This is a genomic window from Gynuella sp., from assembly GCF_050297175.1.
In the GTDB taxonomy this organism is placed as follows: Bacteria; Pseudomonadota; Gammaproteobacteria; order Pseudomonadales; family Natronospirillaceae; genus Gynuella.
This window is the reverse complement of the sequence record NZ_JBNKSF010000059.1, coordinates 49,511-74,560: the sequence shown is the minus strand read 5'-3', so window position 1 is coordinate 74,560 and position 25,050 is coordinate 49,511. Positions and strand designations below refer to the sequence as shown.

Sequence of the window (25,050 nt, the reverse complement as noted above, 5' to 3'; positions counted from 1 at the left end):
GACCCGCGAATATGAGCCGTTATCGTCCACCCAGTAAACCCGGTTCTAAATACATTACTCCAGAAGGGCATGAACGTTTTAAGGACGAAATCCGTCAACTCTGGCAGGAGCGCGCTATTGTCACCGAAGAAGTCAGAGCAGCTGCGGCATTGGGTGACCGCTCAGAAAATGCCGAGTATATCTATGGAAAAAAAAGGCTGCGCGAAATTGATGGCCGTCTACGTCATCTGGGCAAACGACTGGACAACATTAATGTCGTTCACGGTGTTCCAAAAGAACAGGACAAAGTCTTTTTTGGAGCCTGGGTAAAACTGATGGATGAGGACGACAACGAATTGATAGTGCGCATTGTCGGGCCGGACGAGTTTGATAGTGACAAGCGATACATCAGTATGGACAGCCCACTGGCCCAGGCATTATTAAAACGATCACTGCATGACGAAGTCACCGTCGTACGCCCGGCCGGCACCATTGAATACTGGATAGAATCAATCAGTTACCATAGTGCAGATAAGCTTTAGCCTCTTTAGAACCGCCACCTAATACAGGCAAATAAGAAACGTTGATACAGCTATTTGAATATCTCCGACGCTGATCAAGCTGTACTCAACAAGACCATTGAAGGTCTTGTCATCACAGCTGGCTAATGTTTAATGTCGATCTTAAATAAGATCCCATATGAGTCCTCTCATGCCTTATCCCAAAGAGTACCAGGTCGCGACCATAAAATTTCAGGAATTTCTGATGGATGTAAAAAACAATGCCGATTTCGGCAGTGGCCATATGGCCTATACTCTTGCGCAAGGTGTCTTTCAGGTATTTCGCCGACGTCTCAGCCTGGAACAGGCCATACTGTTTGCCGATACACTACCGGTTGGCCTTCGCGCCTTGTTTGTCAGTGATTGGAATCCAAACGAACAACAGAAAGCTTTTACAGATCGACAGCAGATGAACCAAGAAGTGGCTGAATTACGCCCCAAACACAACTTCGCCCACCTGACTGGAGATCCCATCAATGATGTCGCCAAGGCGCTACGCAATCAGGTTGATGAGCAAGAAATGGATCGACTGCTGAGCACGTTTCCTGATGGAGCCATGGAGTTTTGGCAACCCCATAACCACCCCTGAATTCAAAGCATATACGAACCTTGTGTTAAATAGATCGGGTTAACAGTGATGTATGGACGCACAGAGACATCGGACCACGCTATAGACCGCCACGAAAAATCAAACAGTCCGACGATTCGGTGTCTCGCGCAACAGCGCCGGATTTTTCGGGGCAACCATCAAATAGATCAGGACGACCTGTTTGATTGCCACGATAATATTAACCTGGCCACAAAGGTTGCCGGATTCATACTGATGCAGGGATGTATCGGTCATTGGGTAAAATCCAATGCGGACCGGGTAAAAACAAGGGATTTCGAAAATTCCGCCCGTTTTTATCCGGTAATACTGAAATAGATCAGTACGATCTGTTTCAGTGCCAGGTTCATAGTACGCACCATATCCGTTAGCCCGAGATAGTAGTATGGGGATAAGATGATAACGATCACTCAGACAGGTTTCGTTACATCATATCTTGCAGGCGGAATCTACCCTCATAAAAAACCCGGGGCTCTGGACTGTCAGATATGTTTTTCATACTATCCAGTAAATCTATAACGTGACACCCCGGTTCATTAACCATATGACTCAGAACCTGATGAAAGCTTTTCATCAGCGTAGCGATAGTGTTGTCATTGAAATTATCCCGATAGTAAGACATATGCATGGCGATATTATCCTGAGGAAAAATATCCACTCTGAGCGGAAAACCCATTTTTGACACAAAGAAATGCCCTGCTGCCTTGTCCATGGATTCCTCACCGACATTCTGAAATACAAGATAGCTTTCAAACAGTAACTGATTTGTCGGTATTTCACTCCAGCACTGAATCTGACGTAACGGAGTATTTTCGTATCGACTCAACTCGACGATATTCGCCAACACGCCCTGCAACCAACGCATCAATCCTGCCTCCGGAGTGATGGCAATACGCAAAGGCAGAATATTCAATGTCGGCCCCACCATGTTTTCGACATCTTCGAGATCAAGCGAACGACCATTCATCAATGCACCATAGACAACATCATGCTTACCCGAAAAGTAACTCAAAACCAACGACCAGGCACCTTGTATCAGAGTACTCAGGGTGAGTCCACGGTCACGGGCAAGGGTTTTCAATTGTACTGAAAGAAGCTCACTGAAACGCAAAAACTGACGAGCAAAACCTTTTTCAGGCCAGGGGCTTTGGTTACTGCTGAGGACACTCAGTTGCGTGGTTTCTCCATATCCACTCAGGGTTTTGGTCCAGAAAGCATGAGCGTCACTCATATCCTTTGATCGGGTCAGCTGGATAAAATCCCGGTAAGGTAGACGCTGCCGGGCTTCCAGACTACGGCCACTGGTAAGACTATCGACAATGGCATGCCACTCCTGGGAAATCAGGTCCAAACTCCAGCCATCAAGGCACAGGTAACTAAACCCGAGTACAAACAAATAGGCATTCTCGATTCTGGCAATCAGATAACGTAGTCCATTCGGTTGATCAGGCTCGATACCACGATGCCGATCATAATGCAGATAGTCTTCCAACCGGGCTTCCTGCTCGACCTCGGACAACCCGCGCCAATCGGCAAAATGAAGTTTAACCTCTCCATGGGTATGCACGACCTGTAACGGTTCATCCAGATTCTGCCAACGGAATGAGGTACGCAAAATCGGATTACGGGCTACCATTTTTTGCCATGCTTGGCGCAGTATAGACAAATCAAACTCACCAGGATCCGGCAACACGTCAATACGATGAACCAGAAACAAACCAGGACTGCGCAATTGCAAATAACGATGCAGCATATGTTCTTGAAATGGTGCGAGCGGATATACGTCCTCAACATCAGGTTGAGCCAACAATTCATTGACCACCTGCAAATCCCGCTCACTAAACAAGGCCATCGAGGCTTTCTGATCCGATAGTGACGACGCTCCTTTTTCCAACAGCAAAGCCTGCACTAGCTCTGCAATTGTTGTATGTTGGAAAATGTGCTGAGGGCTCAGTTTGAATCCCTTTTGTTTGGCTTTGGCAACGACCTGAATACTGTGAATGGAATCACCACCTAATTCAAAAAAATTATTATGAATACCGACTTTCTCCAGATTCAGCACCTCAGCCCAAATAGCTGCGAGCACTTTCTGCTCATCAGTCTCCGGCTCCACAAAGCCCTGATCAAGATCCGGTAGATCCAGGACAGGTAACGGCAAGGCCCTGCGATCCAGTTTACCATTCGCATCAACCGGCATTTTTCGCAGTATCATATAGGCTGATGGCACCATATAGTCCGGCATTTTTTCTTTCAAAAACTCCTTGAGCAACGGTGACAATTGCTGACTGACTTTATACAGCAGAGGACTGTTGGCATAGGTTTCCAAGGATGCCGATTGCTTAATCTCACCTCCCCACTGCCACACCTGTTTGTTGTAGACGCTGGATTCATCAATAAACAAGGCATCATAACTGCCATTCACATCGGCCTGTGCCCAACTTATTTCCAACCGATAACCCAATTGTCTACCCAACTCATAGAGATCCTGAGGATCAACGGCCCCACTGTATGAAGATATGACTGATAACTGATCAATAGCACTTTGCTCATCGACAACCGCCATCATCCTAAGGCGCTCGGAAACATCCGTCAGACGTGCATTAGGGATACTCGTCAATTTGAGTAATGAAGGATGATTTTGGGATAGCTTTTGCTGTAGCGTTTCGAGATTCCATTTGTCATCCTCCCAGGCCGATACTGACAGCTCAGAAGGTGTTGATATATGTTTTCCGAAATGCAGTACCACATCGTAACGATAACGGGTTAACTCGTTATGATGGCTACCCTGCTTGAGCTGAATATTAACCTGACTGATGCGTTGCAGGCTTTGTTGTAGTACTAAGAAATATTCCGGATCAATAACCAGTTCCTGTTCCTGAGCCAGGCGTTTGTTAACCTTTTTACGCAGCAGCTCTATACTCTGCTCTGTTGTACCGCGGGCCAACTCAACATCCGTATGGAACATTTCCAGTAAACCCAGGTGACGAATATCACCGAGGAAAATAGCTGACAGATCAGTTAATACCGTAGCAGCTTGTGTTAAAACATCATTAAGATAATAAATATCTGGGAAATACTGCACCACCGAGTTTATTACAACAACATCAAATGACACGCCATCAAAACCAGAAAAATCACTGGCGTCCCGTTTTAACAGTTTCACTTTTTCTGGACCAATCTGACCTAATAGATGCTCACGGATATAATTGAGGCCCGTATCAGAAATATCCGTCCCCCAATATTCTTCACAGTGAGGCGCAATCCTGGATAACAACAGTCCAGTACCACAACCGATTTCCAGTACTCTTCTGGGGCGAAGATCCAGAATCCGTTCCACCGTTGAGTCCACCCACTGCCGCATTTCCTCCTTAAGCAATGGCAGCCCGGTATAACTACTGTTCCAGCCAGCGACATTGAAGTCGCCCGCACCGTCTTCCTCTTCCACATAGGTTTTATCAAACACTTGTTCCCATTGGGAGATCTGTGATGAGGAAAATGCTGCCTGTTCAGTATGAATCACATCTTCATCAGTCAATGAAAGCTGCAACGAACGAGGTACAACATAAGCGATCAGGTGTTTATGTTCTTCGGACTTATCAATCGTTTTGGCCAGTACAGCAACTTCTCTGACAGCCGGATGTTGTTCCAATGTTGATTCAATTTCTCCCAATTCAATTCGAAAGCCGCGAACTTTTACTTGAAAATCCATTCGCCCTTTATATTCAATACTGCCATCAGCAAGGAAACGGGCCAAATCACCGGTCTTATAGAGTTTTGCCTCTGGTTCACTGCTGAATGGGTCGGGAATAAATCTGCTTGCTGTCAACTCCGGCCGATTATGATATCCCCGCCCCACTTGAACACCACCAATGTGGAGCTCTCCAGAGACACCGACCGGAACAGGGTTCAAATGCTTATCAAGGATGTAAATTCGAGAATTCGCGACCGGTCGACCAATCGGCACTCTGCCACTTCTATCATCACGCCTACAGGCCCAATAAGTCACATCAATCGCGGCTTCAGTTGGCCCATAGAGGTTGTGCAACTGTGAAGAAGAAAGACATTCAAAAAACCGTTGTTGAACAGAAAAAGGCAAAGCTTCACCACTACAGAAAACCCGCTTTATCGATTGGCAGTTTTTTATCTCCGGCTCTTCCAGAAAGGCCTGTAACATCGATGGAACAAAGTGTAATGTTGTCACGTTCTGTTGTTGAATCAATGATGCCAGATAATAAGGATCTTTGTGACCTTCAGGGCGGGCAAGAATGATACTGGCACCGGAAATCAGGGGCCAGAAAAATTCCCAGACAGAAACGTCAAAACTGAAGGGTGTTTTTTGCAAAACCCGATCTTCACCATTCAACCGATACTGCTGTTGCATCCAGTCAAGCCTATTACGAATACTTTTGTGATTGATCATTGCTCCCTTGGGTTGGCCCGTGGAGCCAGAGGTATATATCATGTAAGCCAGATGATGCTCAGTGACTGGAACAGATGACAGTGTCTGGGAATTTTTGGCAATTGTTGCCCAGTCGCTGTCCAGACATATTATTCTGGCTTCGCAAGATGGTAATCGCTCCAGAAGTGATTGCTGTGTTAATAATATTTCGGGTTGTGCATCCGCAAGCATGAAGGACAACCGCGCTAATGGATAGTCCGGATCAATTGGAATATAAGCGCCACCCGCTTTGAGAATGCCCACCAAGGCGATTACCATTTCCAGTGACCGCTGCACACTGACAGCCACCAACTTATCCGGACCTACACCCAAATCCTGCAGATATACTGCCAGTTTTTCGGCTTTTGCATCAAGCTCTCGATATGTCAGAGTCATACCTTCAAAGATAACCGCCAGTGCATCAGGATCCCTTTTTACCTGTTCTTCGATCAGCTGATGTAAACATTTTCCTTGATTCGGGTAACTCACGAATGTGTCGTTCCAGTCCACCAATAGCTTTTGTTTTTCTTCCGCCGGCAAAATAGAATATTCAGATATTTTTTTCTCCGGATCAGCAACAATATTTTCAAGCAATACCTGATAACACTCCATCATTCTGGAAACGGTGTCGCGTTCGAAAATGACGGAATTATACTCCACTTCCACATCCATTAAGTCATCGCGTTCCGAAACCGAAATCCATAAATCGAACTTCGAAGTATTGTTATTAACCGTAGAACTCTCTTCCAGGGTAATATTAAGCTTACCCTTCATCCCCTCATAAACCGGCTGGAATTTAAAGAATGCAAAACAAACCTGAAACAAAGGGTTCTGGCTCATGTTACGTTCTGGTTGCAGCTCATCAACCAATAGCTCAAAAGGAACATCCTGATGTTTATATGCGCCATTGGCTACCTGCCGGGTACGCTCTAACAGCTCAAGAAAAGTGGGCTCACCTTTCAGATCTGTTCGCAACACCAGAGTATTGGCAAAGAACCCGATTAGCCCTTCCAGTTCAGCCCGGTTACGGTTGGCAATGGGTGTACCTACAAGTACATCTTCATATCCGGTATAACGGTAGAGCAGTATATTCAACGCAGTTAGCAGCAACATAAACAATGTGACGTCCTGTTGTTGCCCAAGTGCCCGGTAGGCAGCAACCAGTTTCGGTGACAACGCAAACCTGACGGTATCACCTTGAAATACTTGAATCGGTGGTCGGGTATGGTCCAGCGGTAACTCGAAGCTATTGTCATAATCACTCAGGTTACGACGCCAATATTCCAATTGTGATTCCAGCACTTCGCCTTGAAGCCAGTCACGCTGCCAGAATGAAAAATCAGTATATTGCAGCGGAAGCGACGGTAGTGGCGATGACTGTCCATCCATAAACGCAGCATATAGAGTAATCAATTCACGCGAAAAAATGTCAATGGATGTGCCATCCATAATGATATGATGCGCATTGGTAACAATTATCTGCTTGTGCTCCGCCATAAGAAACAGGCTGACTCGAAGCAACGGGCCCTTTGAGAGATCAAACAAAAACCTGGATTCTTCACGAATGAGTTTTTGAAAATGAGCTTCTCGTTGTTCTTCAGGATATTCTGTAAGATCAACAATATTAAGTTTCAAAAACAGTTCGCTCGCAACTATTTGAAAGGCTTTTCCATCATCATTCTGAAATGAAGTTCGCAGACTTCCATGACGACGGACGATTTCGTTAAGAGCCTTTTCAAGCACTGTCGCATCCAGTTTTCCGGATGACCGAAAATACATGACAATATTGTAGGCAGGAGTATCTGGTACAAATTGATCTAAAAACCAAACCCGTTGCTGTGAAAATGACAACGGAACAGGTATTGTTTCTGTGCGAACGGAAATAGATTTTTTATGAGTTGTATTTTTTTTGCCTTTCAGACTTTCCAGCAATGCTAGTTGCTCTGCGGACAATTCGGACCGTAGTGCAGACAAAGGAATTTTTTTATTCATAATAATGTTAATCCAGCAATGAAATTATCGGGCTACCCAAAAATTCCGAAATAAAACTTGGATTGGCAACCCCTTATCGACACTTCAACGACTAAATAGCCATTAACTCAGCACTCGACTCATCAGAGAGTTGCTTGATTCGATAAATTAATTCTTTCTCAACAATCTCCGCACTTTCTGCCACCGTTGAAGCACCAAACAACTCACTTAGGTCAACTTCAAACGGGAAACTATCCTTCAGCCGGGATATTACTTGAGTAACAATAATTGAATCTCCTCCCAGCATCTGAAAGTTATCATGAACACCCAGAACCTGAACGCCTAAAAGGTCTTTCCAGATAGCGGCGATATTATTTTCGAGTTCACTGACCTCTGTTTGTCCATCTTTCTCAGATACAGACAATGACTCAGCTGGAACCGGGATATCATCCTCATAATGTTTTACTGACAAATTTTCATCGGCAGCAAGCGATACCACACCATTACTCTCTGCTATGATGACAGTTTCCGAAGAGGTATCTTCTCCCAGCGATGGAAGATCTGACACACGTACCCTGCCAAAACCATTCTCCTCCAGCAGCTGCCGCCACCTTACTGAACTTAGGAGCGGAGAATCTGTTAAGCGGTTATCTTTGTCTGAAAACAACCACCAGCCAGTTGTAAGACCAAAAATAAGCGTGAAAAAGTCCATCACCTGAGTCAGCTCAATAACGACTAACATGCCATTTTTGTGCAACAGCTTTTTAATCTGCTGAAGAGTGTTGTTTATATCCTGAGTAGCATGCAGTACATTGCTCGCAAATACTATGTCGTAATCATGTGCATCAAATCCTTGCGCTGGTGGAGAGTTCTCAACATTCAGCACCTTGAATTTCATAAACGGCCGGTTGTTGCCAAACTCCCTTTCTCCATGCTGGATAAACCCATGGGAAATATCCGTATAAGTGTATTGTATATGCTCCTGATATTGGGCTATTTTATCCAATACCATTTTGCTGGTCTCTCCAGTTCCTGCACCAACTTCCAGTATTTTGAGCACAGTATACGGATGCTGTTGCAATCGATTTGCCACGGCTGTTTCAATAATGTCTGCCGCCAATTGATTATGATATTGATTACTTTTATAAATACTTTGTACCAACTCCATAGAACCATCGGGAAACAACACCTCCATGTGATTCTTTCGACCCGTCAATACTTCCGGATAAGACTCGATACAAACCTCCAGAACATGAATATGACCGGCAATTTCAGGCATTCTTGAAATCAGTGTGCGTTTGATTTCGTTAACTTTGCCGACCACATTATCATGAGCAGCCTCAGTCACGATCAGATATTCCTGTTTTCTCACCAACAACCCAGCTTTAATCAAAATATTTAATAAAGCCTCGAATAACGGTTGATAAAGCGGAGTGATACCGAGTTGCTGTTGCAGATTCGCGACGTCATAACGCTCACTCGACTGACTGAAAACCCCCATGCGGTGAAATACCGCCAACAACATCCACTCACCAAGTCTGGTAACACCGTCGGTTATTTCGCGAAAATTTTGATCAGCCACTGGATCCCATTGCTGTTTGAGGCACTCGGTAAACGACTGCAAGGTTTGGTCAATAGCATTGGTCACTGAACCAATCGCGGAAACACAGGAAGCAGCCAGCGTCACGGGTATATGAGACACACTGGCTTCGGAGGAAACCTGATAATGGCGACTAAACGTTTTCATGGCGGAGCTGTAACCTGTTCTGGCAAATGGATAGCCAGGCAAACTCATTCGTTGAGGGGGGTTACCACTATAGAGTAGAGACCAGTCAACCGACATGCCTTTCACCCAAAGACTCAACAGCTTGTTAAGTTTGCCCTTGTTTACCCAGGCTGCGACGGTCATCTTCATGTCATCATCACCGGCTAACAGTGACAGCACCTCTTTACCCTGGTGGGCTCTGCCCTTCAGCATTCCATCAGGGCAGATATCGTTCTGTACATACGCTCTAAGCTTTTCAATCAGTTCCGCCATGGAGCCCACTTCGATCGCCAGCCGCTCTTCCATCTCTTCTCGTCCTACCTGGAGGGTATAAGCCAGTTCAGGCAGAACATTCGTATTCAGCTGCCACTCTTCGATCACCGCCAGACAATTACTCGCCTGCTGTTTGAGTTGCTCTTCGTTTCTCGCTGACAATACAACTCCATAACGTTGCCTGGGTGTCACTGGAAAAACCACATCATCATAAGATTCGATGACAACATGCGCATTAGTACCGCTGAATCCAAACGCGCTGACTGTTGCCAGGCGACGTCCACTGGAATTTTCCGGCCAGGAATTCAACTCAGTATTGACATACACGGGACTGTGAGCAAAATCGATTTGATCATTTTCTTTATTAAATTTTATTGAAGGCGGTATTTGTTGATGTTTCATACTCAATAGAACTTTAATGACACTAAGCACTCCGGAAGCCGCCGTAGTGTGGCCTACGTTACCCTTCAGCGAACCGATGGCACAGAATTGTGTTTTCTCAGTGAACCGTGAGAATGCTTCGGCAATTGCATGCACCTCAATAGGATCACCAAGCTTGGTGCCCGTTCCGTGCGCTTCCATATACTGAATATCGTCAACAGCAATATTGTTGCGCTGATAAATAGACATCAGCAGTTCGCTCTGCGACAGAAAACTCGGCACAGTAGTGCCAGAAGTTTTACCATCGTGATTGGTTCCGTGCCCACGAACAACACCATAGATCATGTCCTGATCACGCTGTGCATCTGTCAAACGTTTTAGCACCAGAACCCCTACGCCATCGCCTACAACAATACCATCGGCGCTATTGTCGAATGGCCGACTTTCACCGGATGGCGACAACATACCAACGTTATTCATCAAAACCAGGGCCGCAGGGTGGGTATAAATAGTAATACCTCCAACCATTGCCATGTCTATTTCTCGGCTTTTCAGTTTCTGACAGCCCATGTCCAGCGCTACCAATGATGAAGAGCAGGCAGTATTCACAGCCAGTGCAGGTCCTTTGAGATTTAAAAAATAGGCAATACGGGATGCGAGTATGCTGACATCAGTCCCCATGCAAGCAAAATGAGACAGATCATGGGTTTTCGGAGCAATCGATTGGGTACCAATCATCGTGCCCACGGCACGTCCAGACAGGGATGCCGGTGAATAGCCAGCATCCTCCAACGCATGATAACATTCCTCCATTAAGACCCTCTGAGTAACATCCATCAATTCCGCTTCTTTTGGCGAAATGTGGAAAAAGTCAGAGTCAAAATATTCTGTATTAGCCATCATACCCAGTTTCGTCGGCACGGCTTTGGCTGACGAGTTTGCCTTCAGGAAACCAAGCCAATCAGGATCGGTAATGTCGCCAATACAGTCCCGGCCCTGACTAATGACTTGCCAAAACTGATGTTGGTCGTCCGCTCCCGCAGACCGGCAGGACAAACCGATAATCGCAATATCGTCGGCATCATTATTCACTTCGTTGTCAACTGATGACTCATAAATGTCCGCAACGCTATTCTCACTTTGATTACTAGCCGTTGCAGTAAACACAGGCGCTTCAGAGTCAGTGAGGGCTTGTTTATCCGCACTGACAGATTTCTGACGAACCAGTTGCGCATTAATATAGTGTGCCAACTCATCAATACTGCTACATTCGAGAATTATGCTGCTGGGCAATCGTAGATCGAATCGCATGTTGATTGCATGAATCAACTCTGCCACATTGATCGACGCGATACCCAACTCCTGAAAACTTTCAATATCCTCCAGTTCATCCTGATCTAATTCCAATACCTGCTTAAAAACTACAGATAAACTGTCTTTAATATTCTGCATGATGCCTCCGGTGATTGATCAATCACATCTTTGCACTGATTCGTTAAACGGTTTCTTCGCGACTATCGCGATTCTCATCTGTTTCCTGGCCATCAAGCTCGGATGAATGAGTCACCCAGCAGACTTTTCGCTTGAATGGATAGGTTGGCAACTCAGCCAGTTTCATGGGCCGGCACCCAGAATACAGCTGTTGCCAGGGAATCGGGTTTCCAGATACCCAAAAGTCAGCCAGCGACATCAGATCCAATGCCTCCATCGCTTGATTGACCCGCTCAACAGCAATCGTTTCTTTATGCCGCCTAAGGTTTCCATGAAAACCACATGGCAGCAGAGTTCCCGTTTCGCACCATGTTTTCAGAGCATGGATGAGCTCTGCCCGGTCAAAAACGACAAAAGCAAGGCGACAGTTCATTGGTTCTCTCCCCACCTGCAGGGTATAGGCCAAGCGATGAATATCTACGCTTTCATGTTCATACAGATAACGAATCCAGTGACCGGCGTAAGTCTTAAGCCGTTCTATTTTCTTGGCCGACAGGGTAAATACAACGGGTCCTTCGACAGTACCGGATGCATCGACGAAAACAGGATATTCTTCAAGGACTATATGCGCATTGACACCACCTGCTCCAATACCGTTTATACCGGCTCTACGGGGCATCTCAATACCATCCACAGTAACTCGTTGCCACTCAATGCTCTGTCGCACCAGCGCAAAAGGCAACCGGTCAAAATCGATACTTCTATTCAACTGATCAGGCAACCGTACAGGAGGAAGAGTTTTGTGCTTTAGTGCCAGAATAACTTTAGTCAGCTGTGAAATACCGGAGGCAGACTCGCAATGACCGATGTTCGGTTTTATAGAACCCAGTCTATAGTCTCCTTCGGCCCCCGCACGTTGACGGAACACTTTATTCAATGCAGTCATCTCAAGAGCGTCACCTATTTTTGAACCACTGGCTGCGGACTCGATATAACTGATACTTCGGGGATCAATCCCATTCTGTTGCAGAACCTGTTGAATCACAGCCACCTGCTGGTTCGGATTCGGCACAGTATAACCGTTGCCTTTACCATCATGATTCACCGCACTGCCGCGTATGAGTGCGTAGATATGGTCACCGTCTGATAACGCCTGGCGATAATTTTTTAACACCACGGCCCCAGCCGCCTCACCCGGTAAAAATCCGTTGCTATCCTGACCAAATGCCGCACACTCGGAGGTATGGGAAAGATAATTGCCAGCCGCCAGACCGATGTAGGTTGATGGGTGCAGATAAAGATTCACAGCTCCGGCCAGCGCCATATCTCCGCGACCGCTGCGGATGTATTCACAGGCTTCGTGTACTGCAACCAATGCAGAGGAGCACATGGTATCCACCAGCATGCTGGGTCCCTGTAAGTCCAGCATATAAGATACCCGGTTAACCAAGGAGGAGTAGGATGACGATAGATAGCGCTGCTCTGTTTCCACCCGTCGTAATTCAAAGCCCTGATTGGCAATTGCACCAAATACACCAACCCGTTTTCGGGCTGCATCCGATAATGCCGATGGGGAAAAACCGGCATCTTCCACCGCCTGCCAACACTCCTCAAGAAATAGTCGCTCATGCGGATCCATGCTCTTGGCTTCAATTGGAGCGATATTAAAAAACAACGGATCAAACTGGTTGAAGCTGTCAATGAAGCTGCCCCATTTACAGTAACTCTTGCCAGCAGCCACTGCTTTTTGTGGGTCTGTCTCATAGAAACCCTGCGACGGCCATCGATCAATCGGAATTTCCCGGAAACAGTTGTTGCCGCTATTCAGGTTCTCCCAGAACTGTTGTAGGTTTTGTGCATCCGGGTAACGGCCACTAAGACCGATAATCGCCACACTCCCGTCATCACTCGATGTCTTGTGCCTAGTCGATTGTGAAGTCGCGAGGCGGGTGGATATCAAAAGTCGATTGGCAATTGGCAAATCCGGACGTGTCACTGGTTTAGTGCCAGATTCCGCTATCGCCGTCTGAACACCGAACAACCTGTTTAGGTCCTCGGGGCGTTCATTCACAAAATATTCGACCACTGCATCAATTGTCTGGTATTCAAAGAAAATAGTATTGCTGATGTCACTGAACACAGCGCGCAATGCTTCATTCATTTGCACAACCAGAATCGAATCGATGCCATAGGTTTCGAACTTTTCCGAGTGGTCTATTTTTTCCACTGGAATTTTAATAGTGTCGCTGATCAGCTGGGTGAAATATTCACTTGCTTTGCTGACTAATTCTGAAATCGGTAGCGTGGAATCAAGACCTTGTGGCTGAATATTCATTGTGAAGTCTATATTTGAATCTGCTTGAGACTCTACTGTTGCCACAATGATTTGTTGACCCAATTCATGACTGTCAGCCACCGGAAACACCACTTTGGCAAAACCCGTCTGCTGTAACACTTCTTGCCAGGCATTCGGGTATAGTGCCGGGCTACCGGGAATCCGGACTTCGTCGTCATCAAACAGCCACCAGCCCGGTAGTAAACCGAAAGTCAGGTGAATTAAAAGACTGTTGTCGCTCATTTCATTGAGCAGCAGAACGCCATCGCGTTTCAGCAGGTGCTTCACATTGGTCAGAGTGTTGGAAATATTTCGAGTGGCATGTAGCACATTGGCAGCGATCACCACATCATAGGTTCCTGGCTCCAGTCTCTGCTTGTCAATGGGTTGTTCAACATTGACAATTTTGTAAGTCAGATAAGGATTCCAACTACCATATTGTCGTTTGGCGTGTGTCAGAAAAGCACGAGAAAGATCACTGTAACAGTATTCCTCAATATGCTGCTGATAGGGTTGTAGTGCCTGTAGTACAGTTTCACTGGTACCACCAGTTCCAGCACCGATTTCAATGATCCGAATAGTCGCAGCCGGATTTTGTTGCAGTCGACTGTGAATCAACTGTAACAGCTCATTGGCCAGCACTGCATTAAAATGATCCACCACCACATTGTCTTTATAGACACCTTCCACCAGGACCATCGAAGCATTAGGAAACATGACTTCTGTTGCTTTTATCTGTCCCCGTATGATCTGCGGCAATGCTTTCAGAGTATGTTCCACCAACACGACCTGAGCCTTAAGGTTGTTATCTTCCAGCCAGGCTGTCTTTGCTTCGTTCCATTGGTGCCATAGGGACATCGCATCATTCTCCGGCCGGCGGGTAATTACGTAACTGTCCTGCTCATAGCTGAGATAACCTGCGCGAATCAAAGCAGCCAAACTTTCAGCAAGCCACTGATGGAAAAAATCCGGATACCACTTACGGACATCCGATAAGGTAAAACGTTCAGTCCGAAATAATCCGGCGACCTCCAATTGTGCCCACAACAACTCATGCAAATGATGGTTGATAGTTGCCATGTTAGTGCCAAGGTACTCTTTAACTTCCTCCAGACGGTTACTGGATGTTTGATCGGTAAAGGAGTGCAGTGCCATCGCTGGTTGTGACTGAACCTTGGTGGAAAAACCTTTAATGCAGGCAAGGACACAGCCATCAGAATCATAAAGTTCTATGTCCAGCCGCTGAACAACGCGCGGTTCATCGCGACTCTCCACCGGTCTTAACAGAGCCCAGATTCTATTTGGCAAACGCTGGTAAATCTGAATTTCCTCCAGTGCCATGGCGAGAGAAGGTTGTGCCGATGTACTGTCCTTAGCTGCCAGAAAACCGATAGATGCCTGAAACACTGCATCCAGCAAACAGGGATGCAGGATAAACGGATTGTCACCAGTGTTTTGCGCCGCTGCAGGGAGGGACAACCGGGCCAGTACCTGACTGCCACCATGCACCTGTCCATAGTATAACGTTTCAATCGCCTGGTATGTCGGGCCATAGTCCATACCAATCTGCTGGTAAAGCTCATAGCATTGTGGGCCAGAAAGGATGCGATCCTGGCATTCTGCCATCAGCGCCTGTAAATCGACATCAGCAACCGACGGCAGCGGTTCCAGACTCGCCACTCCAGGACAAAAAAGAGTCTCAGACTCGGTTCCGTCATTATCACAATATACTTCAAAATCAATTTCATAATCATTTAACGGACGCAGACGTATATGAAATTTAACCGCGGTGTCATCGAACATCATTGGCCGGGTCCAGAAAATGTTCTTTAATCGCAGCCCGCTATTATGTAGATGCTGTCGACCAAGGGATTCCTCCACCGCCGCCCGGGCCATTTCCAGATAGGCCGACCCGGGCAGCATGACATGGCCGTTGATTCGATGATCACTCAGGAAGTACTCCTGACCAGTGAGCAAAGAACTAAAGCGCTGGGCATTAAAATCCGACGTATTTCGTTGTACCAAAGGATGCAACGGGGAGGGTTCTGTGCCGGATTCAACTGAACCATCACCCACAATCTGATCCAGCCAGTAGCGCTCTTTTGCAAACGGATAAGTAGGCAGGCTCATGCGCCATGGCTGCAGTGAATACATGGTCTGCCAATCCACACTTAGCCCTTTAACCCATAGCGACAGCAGCTTGGAAAACTTGCCACGTTTCAACCATTTTGCAATGGCCTCCTGCAGCTCTTCATCACTGTCAAATAAAGCCAGGGCTTCTTTATTACGTTTGGTCTGGTCGCGATACAGATGCTCAACCGCCGTTTCTCCCTGCAGATATTGTTGTAAACGATGCACAAGTTCATCAATGGATGACACCATCAAAGCCAATCGCTCCTCCATGGCCTCGCGTCCCACTTGCAGCGTATAAGCCATATCTGTCAACTGAAGATCGTTGATCCGCTTCTGTTCAATGGCTTGTAGCAGTCGTTCTGCATAGCATCGTAACTGAGACTCACTTTTAGCCGACAATACGATTGCCACAGGGGCCTCTGGTGGCTGTAATGGTTGCTCCGGCGAATACTCTTCCAGAATCACATGGGCATTGGCACCGCCCGCACCAAATGAAGAAATTCCGGCAATTCTTGGTACCGTAACAAGCTGTCCATCGACGATGATTTCCCGACGCAACCATGGCTGCAAGCGCTGCTGGACAATAAATGGCGTCTTGTCAAAATGAATACGAGGATTGAGTTCAGTCGCATGCAAACTGGGTACAAGTTGCTGGTGTTGCATTTGAAGCACCACTTTAGTCAAACCAGCAATACCAGAAGCTGCCTCCAAATGACCTATGTTGGATTTGACTGAGCCAATGGCACAAAAGCCGGTTTCCTGAGTGTGACGCTGGAATGCCTGAGTCAGACCACGAATTTCAATCGGATCACCCAGTTCAGTGCCAGTACCATGCGCTTCTATGTAACTGACAGTACGGGCATCAACTCCCGCTTGTTGCAGAGCTTTATCGATCAACTCGGTCTGAGCCGCCGGATTGGGTACGGTATAACCGTTGGTTTTACCACCATGATTGATACTACTACCGCGAATCTGTGCATATATATGGTCATGGTCAGCAATAGCCTTTGACAAGGGCTTCAACAGTACGACACCAACTCCCTCACCAGGTACAAAGCCATTACCCCCCTTACCAAAACTTTTACAACGACCATCTACCGAGAGCATCTGCTGACCACTGAGACCAATATACCCTGAAGAGTGCAAATAAAGGTTTACCCCGCCAGCAATGGCCATATCGCACTCCCCGCAATACAAATGCTCACAGGCCTCATGCACAGCCGTTAAAGAGGATGAACACATAGTATCCACCGGCATACTGGGTCCCGTGAGATTCAGCAGATAAGAAACCCGGTTGGCTGCCGAACTGAATGAAGTATTTGGATAAACCCGTTTGCCCTGTTTCCACAGGTCCGGTGCATATAACTCAAATCCGGTTTTGGTAATACCGGCAAATATCCCGACCTTACTGTCATACTGACGGGCCAGAGACTCACGGGTATATCCTGCATCTTCAAACAACTCCCAGCATGCTTGTAAAAACAATCGCTCCTGGGGATCAATATTCATGGCTTCCAGCGGTGAGATATTGAAAAACAATGGATCAAATTCCGCGAAGTCTCCGACGAATCCTCCCCATTTGCTGTAGCTCTTACCTTTGGAAACCGCCTGCTGGGGGTCCGGGCAAAAGAAGTCCTGCAAGGACCAGCGGTCTGAGGGAATCTCGCTGATACAATCTTTGGCCGATACCAAGTTATGCCAGTATTCATCCAGATTATTGGCCTGTGGGTAACGCCCCACCATGCCGATAATAGCAATGGGTTCGCGCGTGAGGGTGGCACCTTGAGGGGCGACCATTGCCGGCAAAAACCGTTGTCGCGTTGCGTTGGCCATTCCGGATCGCCGAATTGTTTGGAGACTGCCGGACTGTGCTCCATGACTTCTGTCAACGGACACGTCTGAATCCAAATTAAACAGTTGACGCAGAGCCTTCGGATAAGCTCTGACGAAATAATCGCTGATTTCCTCAACGGTTTTATATTCAAAAAAAACAGAACTTTCCAGCTCGCTGAGGTCTGCTTCAAAAGCGCTGCTCAACTGCACGATAAGTATGGAATCAATACCATACTGCTCCAACGGAACACGGGTTTCCAAATCGGCTGGAGCAACTTTGAGGGTCGCGCAGACCACCTTTTTAACGTATGCCAGACATGCTTCCCATAAGGTTTCGTCAGTCTCCTGTGAAGCGGTATGGTGTGCGATATGGCTTTGCGCAAACGGCTCGGTAGACGTCTCTGAAAATTGCAGAGACTTTATTTCAGCGGACACCTGCGATACCACACCATCACTTTCGGCAATCACGATCTGTTGCCCCAGTTCGTGTTCTGGAAACGCAGGAAAACGTACATTCCGATAGCCTTCGCTCAGCAGTACTTTCTGCCAGCTTTGCGCAGCCAAAGCCGGGCAGCCGGCGATACGCAACGCCTCATCTTCATAACGCCACCAGCCATCCAGCAACCCGAAGGTCAAATGCAGAAATGGACTGTTCTGACTCATTTCATTTATGAATAACAAACCATTATGTTTTAACAGTGCCTTCGCGTTGCCAAGGGTGGTGTGTATGTTCCGGGTGGCATGCAATACATTCGTAGCAATGACAAAGTCATAACTACCTAATTCAATGCCCTGAGGCTGTAATGGCTGCTCCACATCAAAAATACGACACTGTAGGTAGGGAACATCCGCGCCAAAATGGGTCTCTGCATGCTGCAAAAATGCTTGGGAAATATCACTGTATACATACTCTGCAATATTCGTCTGATAAGGTTTCAATGCCGTAAACAAACCGGCACTGGTACCGCCGGTACCAGCCCCAATCTCCAATATGCGAAGTGATTCTGAAGGGTGCTGTTGCAAACGCTGCTGCAAACAGGCAATCAGATTGGTGGTCAATACTTCATTGAAATAATCCACCACAACATTGTGTTTGTAGATGCCTTCCACCAAACTCATCGATGAATTGGGAAACATCACTTTGGTCGCCTGCTGTCGCTGGGTCAAAATATCAGGTAATGCGTGAAGAGTTTGTTCCACCAACTGTATCTGCGCACTCAACCGGACATCAGCGATTCCATCAGATCTAAAAGCCTCCCAGCTCCGCCAAACCTCAGCGTGATCCCTGGGAAATTGGTCAGTTAACTGATACTGAGCCGCCGTGAACTCAAGGTAACCTGACTGTACACCCAGCGCCAGAGACTGTTCCAGCCAACGCTGATAAACAGGCACAAGCCCCAATTGCTGAGTTAATTCCATAGTACTAAACCGTGTTGGAACCCCAGGTATCAGAGAATACACCTGACACCACAGCAATTGCGTCAACAGATCATTCATATAATCTATGCGCTGCTTCAGCGGCCCCTGTTCAGCCAGTATTTCCCGCCGTAAATGGCTGACCGGCTCAACCTCCGCCATGTCCATAACGGCATCAATAGCAGGCTGAAAGGTTGCTGGCAAATGTATCACTCTGCGGCCATATTCAACCCCCTCTATAGCCACCATTCCGGTTGTTTCCAACATCGCCATCTGTCGACCGTCATGACTCAACAGTTGCTCCAAAGCCGCCATTCCTGTATCTGGCCTGATTGCCTCAATTCCAGCCTGGGCAAGTCTGTTCCTGAAGGATTGTGGCACCTCACGACCAACTCCCACATCCCCCCAGTAACCCCAGTTCATTACTTTTACCATTGTGGGCAGGCTCCGTGCAGCAAAATGTCTTTCAAGTACTGCTGCAAACGCATCCACAAAGGTACAACCAGAGGAATAACCACTTTTACCGTGACCTTTGGTAAATGCATCAAGAGAAGAAAAGAACAGCACAAAGTCCAGTTTGTCTGTAGCTTCCCGACTGAATATTTCAGCCATTACCACACTGGTATCTATTTTGGCCGAAATTGTTTGTTTGAAGAGTGACTCGTCCATTTTAGCCAGACTACTGTCGAGGCTGCCTACGGCTGAATGAACCACGCCGTGAATAGTTGGATACTGTTGTTTAATCGTCTGAGACGCCGCTGCCAACGATACTTCATCACTGGCATCGGCACGAATATATAAAGGCGCCAAATCACCAAATCGCGCCAGTCTGGCCTGAATATGTGTATCCTTTTCGCGCCGGCCAATCCAGATAATCCTGGCCTGATAGGTTTGGATCATATACTCGCTCCAGACTTCCCCTAAACCACCAGCACCACCAATAACAACGTAAACACCATGATGCCGGTAGGCAACGCCTGAGACGACTTTATCTGCACAAGGTACTAGTGTCTGCCGATACCATTCCCCTTGGCGGCAGGCCCAGGCATCTCCATTGGGGTCAGTTGGTAAGCGGATAATGTCTGAGTATTCAACACCTTCTATGTCTGTATCCACCAACCGGACTTTCCAGTTGGGATACTCTTTGGCCATCGACCCAATCAGACCATGCAATGCTGCATTGGCGCACGAGACCGGGTCTCCAGACAATACCGGCTGGGTTTGTCGGGTTAGTACAGTCCATTCCAGCGGGCCAGCACCATAGTTGAGTTGCAATAATGCCTTGATCAATCTGAAAAACAGTATTACTCCATCACTTGAATGATTAAGGGTAATATCATCCGAATCGTTCAATGCAGATTGTCCTAGACTGCAAACCACATGAGTAAAGTTTTGTGCTGCCGACAACTTTTTAAAAAGAGTTTCCACACTATCGTTTGGATCAACCAGTACATATGGAAGTTGGGCCTGGTCAGGCACGAAAAGCAATATGTCATCATAACAATCAGTGATGAACACCGTCGAAGCAATTGGCACTGTCGTCGCTGGCTGCCATTTTGGAAACTGCACCCGCCACATTGGAGTCAACGTCAGAATACGGGGGTACTGATGTAAATCCGGCGCCTTTAGCAAACTCTCCCGGGTAGCTGCAGTATTATCAGCTGACCGTAAGGACAGGCCTTTCATACGAACCCGGATCCGGCCATCATCATCACACAAGTCAATATCCAAATAACGCACCGAATTTTGATGACGATCATTTGAATTGGAACGGATTAATACCCAAAGGCTGGATGGTAACGAGTCATATATTTGCAGCTCACGTAACCCAAAGGCCAGCGATGGTCCAACATCTTCAGAGTTAACCAACCGACCGTCAACAGCTCTCAAACCCAATGAAGCCTGAATGGCCGCATCCATCAGTCCAGGCGTTAATACAAAACCACTCCAGGGCTCATCATCGATTAAAGACAACCGCGCCAGCACCTCACCCGAAGCACTGTATATCCGGTCGATCAGGCGGTAACTGGGACCGTAATTAATACCTATCTGAGAAAACGCATCGTAACACTGCTGTGTTGACAAAAAAGATGAACCAAAACGTTTTCGCAACTCCACTAGGTCCAGAGAAACGGGTGTCAAAGATTCCACGGGAACCGCCACGACACTCCCCTGACAATACATGACAGACGGTCCATCGACACCGTTATAAATCTCAAAGTCAATACGTTCCCCATCGCTGGGATACAGAGCAATATTCAGATCTGCACCCTGCTCTGGAATGACGGCCGGCCGGGTCCAGCGAATATTGCTCATACTTAGATTATGGCTTTTTAATCGCAGCTCCAACGATTGCCACACTGCCTCCCTGGCAATTTCCAGGTAGGCAACACCCGGCAGAATTTTTCTACCACCGACAACATGATCAACTAAGAATGACTCCTGACCTGTGAATGTGGAACTGAAGCATTGACGAGTGAGCGTTGAGATATTGCGATGAAGCAACGGGTGCAGGGCAACCTGTTGACGCCCTGGGGCTTCACTCGCAGGTGGAATTTGTCCACTGATCCAGTAGCGACCACGAGCAAACGGATAGGTTGGCAAGCTGATTTTTCGCGGTCGATTGTTTCCATACAAACCAACCCAGTCTATCTCAACACCCTGCCCCCATAGTTTCAATACCCGCTCATACTCGCCATCTTCGAGCCATTCAGTAATCTTGGTATTCGCCGATGACTGGCCGGGATCAGACTCGGGGTCAACGTTAGTCAACAGCAACGCCTCTGTATGTCCCTGTAGAAATTCATGTAAGCGGGTTGTTAACTCCCGTAGAGACCTGGCCACAAACCCCAGGCGCTGGCTAAACATCTCCCTGCCAACCTGTAAAGTGTAAGCAATACGTCCCAGATCAGTTTCACTCAACGATCTGATGGTTATAGCCTTCAACAGCCGCTGTGCCTGCTCCTGCAAACACTCTTCGCTGCGAGCGGAAAGTACTATAAGAAAGGTCTGAGGAGAAACAGCTTCAGAGTTCTGATCAGTACCTTCAATATACTCTTCCACTATCACATGGGCGTTGGCACCACTGGCTCCAAAACTGCTTACACCTGCCCGTCGTGGTTGTACAACACCGTGCAGCACAGGACGATCCCATACCCTTAGAGTACGGTTCAGCATAAACGGAGTAGTATTAAAATCGATTCCCGGATTCAACTGGGTGGCATGAAGGGAAGGTGCAATCTCGCCGTTCTGCATCTGCAATAGCACTTTGGTCAACCCAGCAATGCCGGCAGCGGCCTCACAGTGACCAATATTGGATTTAATGGAGCCGATCCAACAGTACTGATTGGCGTTCGTATGCTGTCGAAATGCCTGCGTCAGACCCGCAATCTCTATAGGATCACCGAGTTGTGTACCGGTACCATGGGCTTCGATATAACTGATAGACTGTGGATCTATACCCGCGTCCTTAATGGCCTTTGCAATTACCCGTCCCTGAGCCTTAGGATTAGGTACGGTATACCCACTGGCACGCCCGCCATGATTCGTAGATGAGGCTTTAATAATACCGTATATGTGGTCACCATCGTTTTCTGCATCCTGTTTACGTTTTAACAGTACCACTCCAATACCTTCGGCAGGTACATAGCCATCTCCACCGATCCCGAAACTTCTACACTGCCCGGCAGAAGCCATAAACTGTCCCTGGCTTAACACCATATACTTGTTCGGATGAATACTCAGGTTAATACCACCGGCGAGAGCTGCATGAACCTGACCTTGCCTGAGTGCCTGGCAAGCCACATCAATCGCAGTCAGGGAGCTGGAACACATGGTATCCATGGCAATGCTGGGGCCATGGAAGTTACAGAAATAAGAAACCCTGGCGGCAATAGAGGATGTTCCGCTAGCCAGACCGAACCGATAACCGGACAGACTTGACTCCACCGCCAAATAAGAATACTCCTGCGACATAACACCAACATAGACTCCGATATGACGCTCCATACCTGGATAAGCGGTACTGGCAATCGTGCTTCGGGTATAGCCAGCATCTTCAAGTGCCATCCAGCTTAACTCTAAAAACAAACGCTCCTGAGGATCCATAATTTCCGCTTCACGCGGGGATATATTAAAAAATAGCGGGTCAAAACAATCTACCTCATCGATAAATCCCCCCCATTTACTGTATGAAGTCCCTAATTGTTTACGGTCTTCAGAAAAATACTCCCGCCAGTCCCATCGCTCGGCTGGAATCTCTGTAACACAATCTTTGCCCTCACGCAGATTCTTCCACAATGTATCCAGGTCAGCAGCCTGGGGATAACGTCCAGACAAGCCAATAACAGCAATATCGTGCCCTTGTTCTGCCGTTAAGAAAGTTGCCCTGGATGGCTGCTCATCCGGAGTCAGCTCAGCCGTACTCTCAATGAATGCGGAACGTTGATTAGCATTAAAATTATGACCATGATGCTTACCCAAATAGTCTGCAAGCTCATGAATATTGGTGTATTCAAACAACAAAGTTGGCGACAATCGAGTGTCAATCTTGCTTTCAATGGCCTTGACAATCCGCAGCAACCCTGAGGACTCCAGGCCCATCTCATAATAGCCAGACTGCACATTCACCTGGCTTATGGGTTTATTCAGCGTCGTGGCAATCAACTGAATTAAAAATGTCTCAACCTGAGAGCCATTTGCCGGTATGGTTCCATGATGGTTAAAACCGGGCTCACTTGGAGCCGGTACCACCTCTGGAGCGTTCACCCCACTGGAGAGGCGTTTTCGTACCAGCTTGGTGGTAAAGTTTTTAAGTTCTGCCACTTTCTGTTGGCGCTGATTGAAGAACTCCAACGTCATACTCAGCAGTTCATTTTTACGCCGCAGTGAGGATGACAGTATCCGTACCTGACACTGGGATTGCAGCAGTTCACTGGCGCGGAAAGATTCATAAAACATAGGCAAAAATAACTGCTGACCATCCTCGACCAGATCACGAAACAGGCCCCGCGAACTCAATGCGCTACTGTCGATCAGGACCGGATGAAACATAACCTGTTGAGCGCTGTCGCCAGCCAGCTCAGAGATCCGGGTGTCAATCAGGGCAAATGACGATGACTGATGAATCGTGCCATCCGCCATCATAAAGCGTTCATACTCAACGTCCTGCTGCCGGTATTCCTGATACAGTTCCTCCAGCGTCAGAGTCGAGCCTGCAGTCTGCTTCAAAGCATCTGGGTTTAATGTCTCATTGAAAGCCGTGGGTTCGACAGACCGCATCTCGGCAGTAATATAGCAAATCTCCGCTCCAACCGGTTGGTCTTGGTATCGTACCTGACCATGAATGGAAATATCCCATCCATCCTCACTGTTGTCGATACATTCAATCGTGAGTACCACGTCTGCCTCTGGCATCACGATCAATGGTGCATAGATAGCAACGTTTCTGAGTTCCAAACTCTCAAAGTGATATTCATTTTCCCGAAACAACTGATAAATCATGTCAATGTAGGCCAGTCCCGGCAACAACATCTGCCCATGAACTTTGTGATTGACCACAAAAGGATTATGACTGTTAAGAACGATTTGCTCACGCATGAAGAAGCTCCTGGCTGGGTCGTTTCCAGATATTGTTAACCGGCCCGACGGGCAATGACGGGGCATCGGTCATTTCGGCAGCCGAGCCCTCTGTCACCGGATTCTGTTCACTGTCATCGCCATCAGATTGATACGGCGCAGACAGCGTTGTTTTATTTAATTGCGGCGGAGTCAGGGGCGAACGAACTGCATTCGTGGCAGTCCAGGACTGTAGAATGACATGTGCATTGGTGCCGCCATCAGCAAAACTGTTGACTGCGGCCACCATCGGCTGACGGCCAGGCAGGCTGATTTCACGGCGAAAGTGAAATGATGATGCCGAAAGATCAT

7 protein-coding genes (1 of these 7 running past the window's edge) are annotated in these 25,050 nt (G+C 47.3%); 2 read left to right on the top strand and 5 right to left on the bottom strand.

Translation table 11 applies throughout. From position 1 onward, the window contains the following. Positions 1–11: 11 nt before the first annotated feature. Both greB and ACQY6I_RS22305 read left to right on the top strand, forming a co-directional pair. The gene (greB, locus tag ACQY6I_RS22310) at positions 12–521 is read left to right on the top strand and encodes a transcription elongation factor GreB (protein ID WP_428243757.1); all 510 of its coding nucleotides are present in this window, start codon (positions 12–14) and stop codon (positions 519–521) included. A 157-nt stretch (positions 522–678) separates the two neighbouring features. Beyond that, a complete protein-coding gene (locus tag ACQY6I_RS22305; RefSeq protein ID WP_428243756.1) occupies positions 679–1,128 on the top strand; it encodes a DUF2267 domain-containing protein in 450 nt (149 codons plus the stop codon). A gap of 99 nt (positions 1,129–1,227) precedes the next feature. Here the strand turns inward: ACQY6I_RS22305 and ACQY6I_RS22300 are convergent, their stop codons facing one another. From ACQY6I_RS22300 to ACQY6I_RS22280, 5 genes are all read right to left on the bottom strand, one after another. After that, a complete protein-coding gene (locus ACQY6I_RS22300) occupies positions 1,228–1,383 on the bottom strand; it encodes a hypothetical protein (RefSeq protein ID WP_428243755.1) in 156 nt (51 codons plus the stop codon). 187 nt (positions 1,384–1,570) lie between these two features. Further along, a complete protein-coding gene (locus ACQY6I_RS22295; RefSeq protein ID WP_428243754.1) occupies positions 1,571–7,576 on the bottom strand; it encodes an amino acid adenylation domain-containing protein in 6,006 nt (2,001 codons plus the stop codon). A gap of 91 nt (positions 7,577–7,667) precedes the next feature. Continuing rightward, complete coding sequence (locus ACQY6I_RS22290; RefSeq protein WP_428243753.1) at positions 7,668–11,426, bottom strand: beta-ketoacyl synthase N-terminal-like domain-containing protein; 3,759 nt, start codon at positions 11,424–11,426, stop codon at positions 7,668–7,670. A gap of 43 nt (positions 11,427–11,469) precedes the next feature. Next, on the bottom strand, positions 11,470–24,720 hold the full coding sequence (locus tag ACQY6I_RS22285; protein ID WP_428243751.1) for an SDR family NAD(P)-dependent oxidoreductase: 13,251 nt from the start codon (positions 24,718–24,720) through the stop codon (positions 11,470–11,472). After that, on the bottom strand, positions 24,713–25,050 hold the 3' portion of the coding sequence (locus ACQY6I_RS22280) for an amino acid adenylation domain-containing protein (RefSeq protein WP_428243750.1). It continues 17,926 nt past the right edge of the window; only the last 338 of its 18,264 coding nucleotides appear in the window; its start codon lies beyond the right edge, outside the window; its stop codon occupies positions 24,713–24,715. The genes ACQY6I_RS22285 and ACQY6I_RS22280 overlap by 8 nt, the downstream gene beginning before the upstream one ends.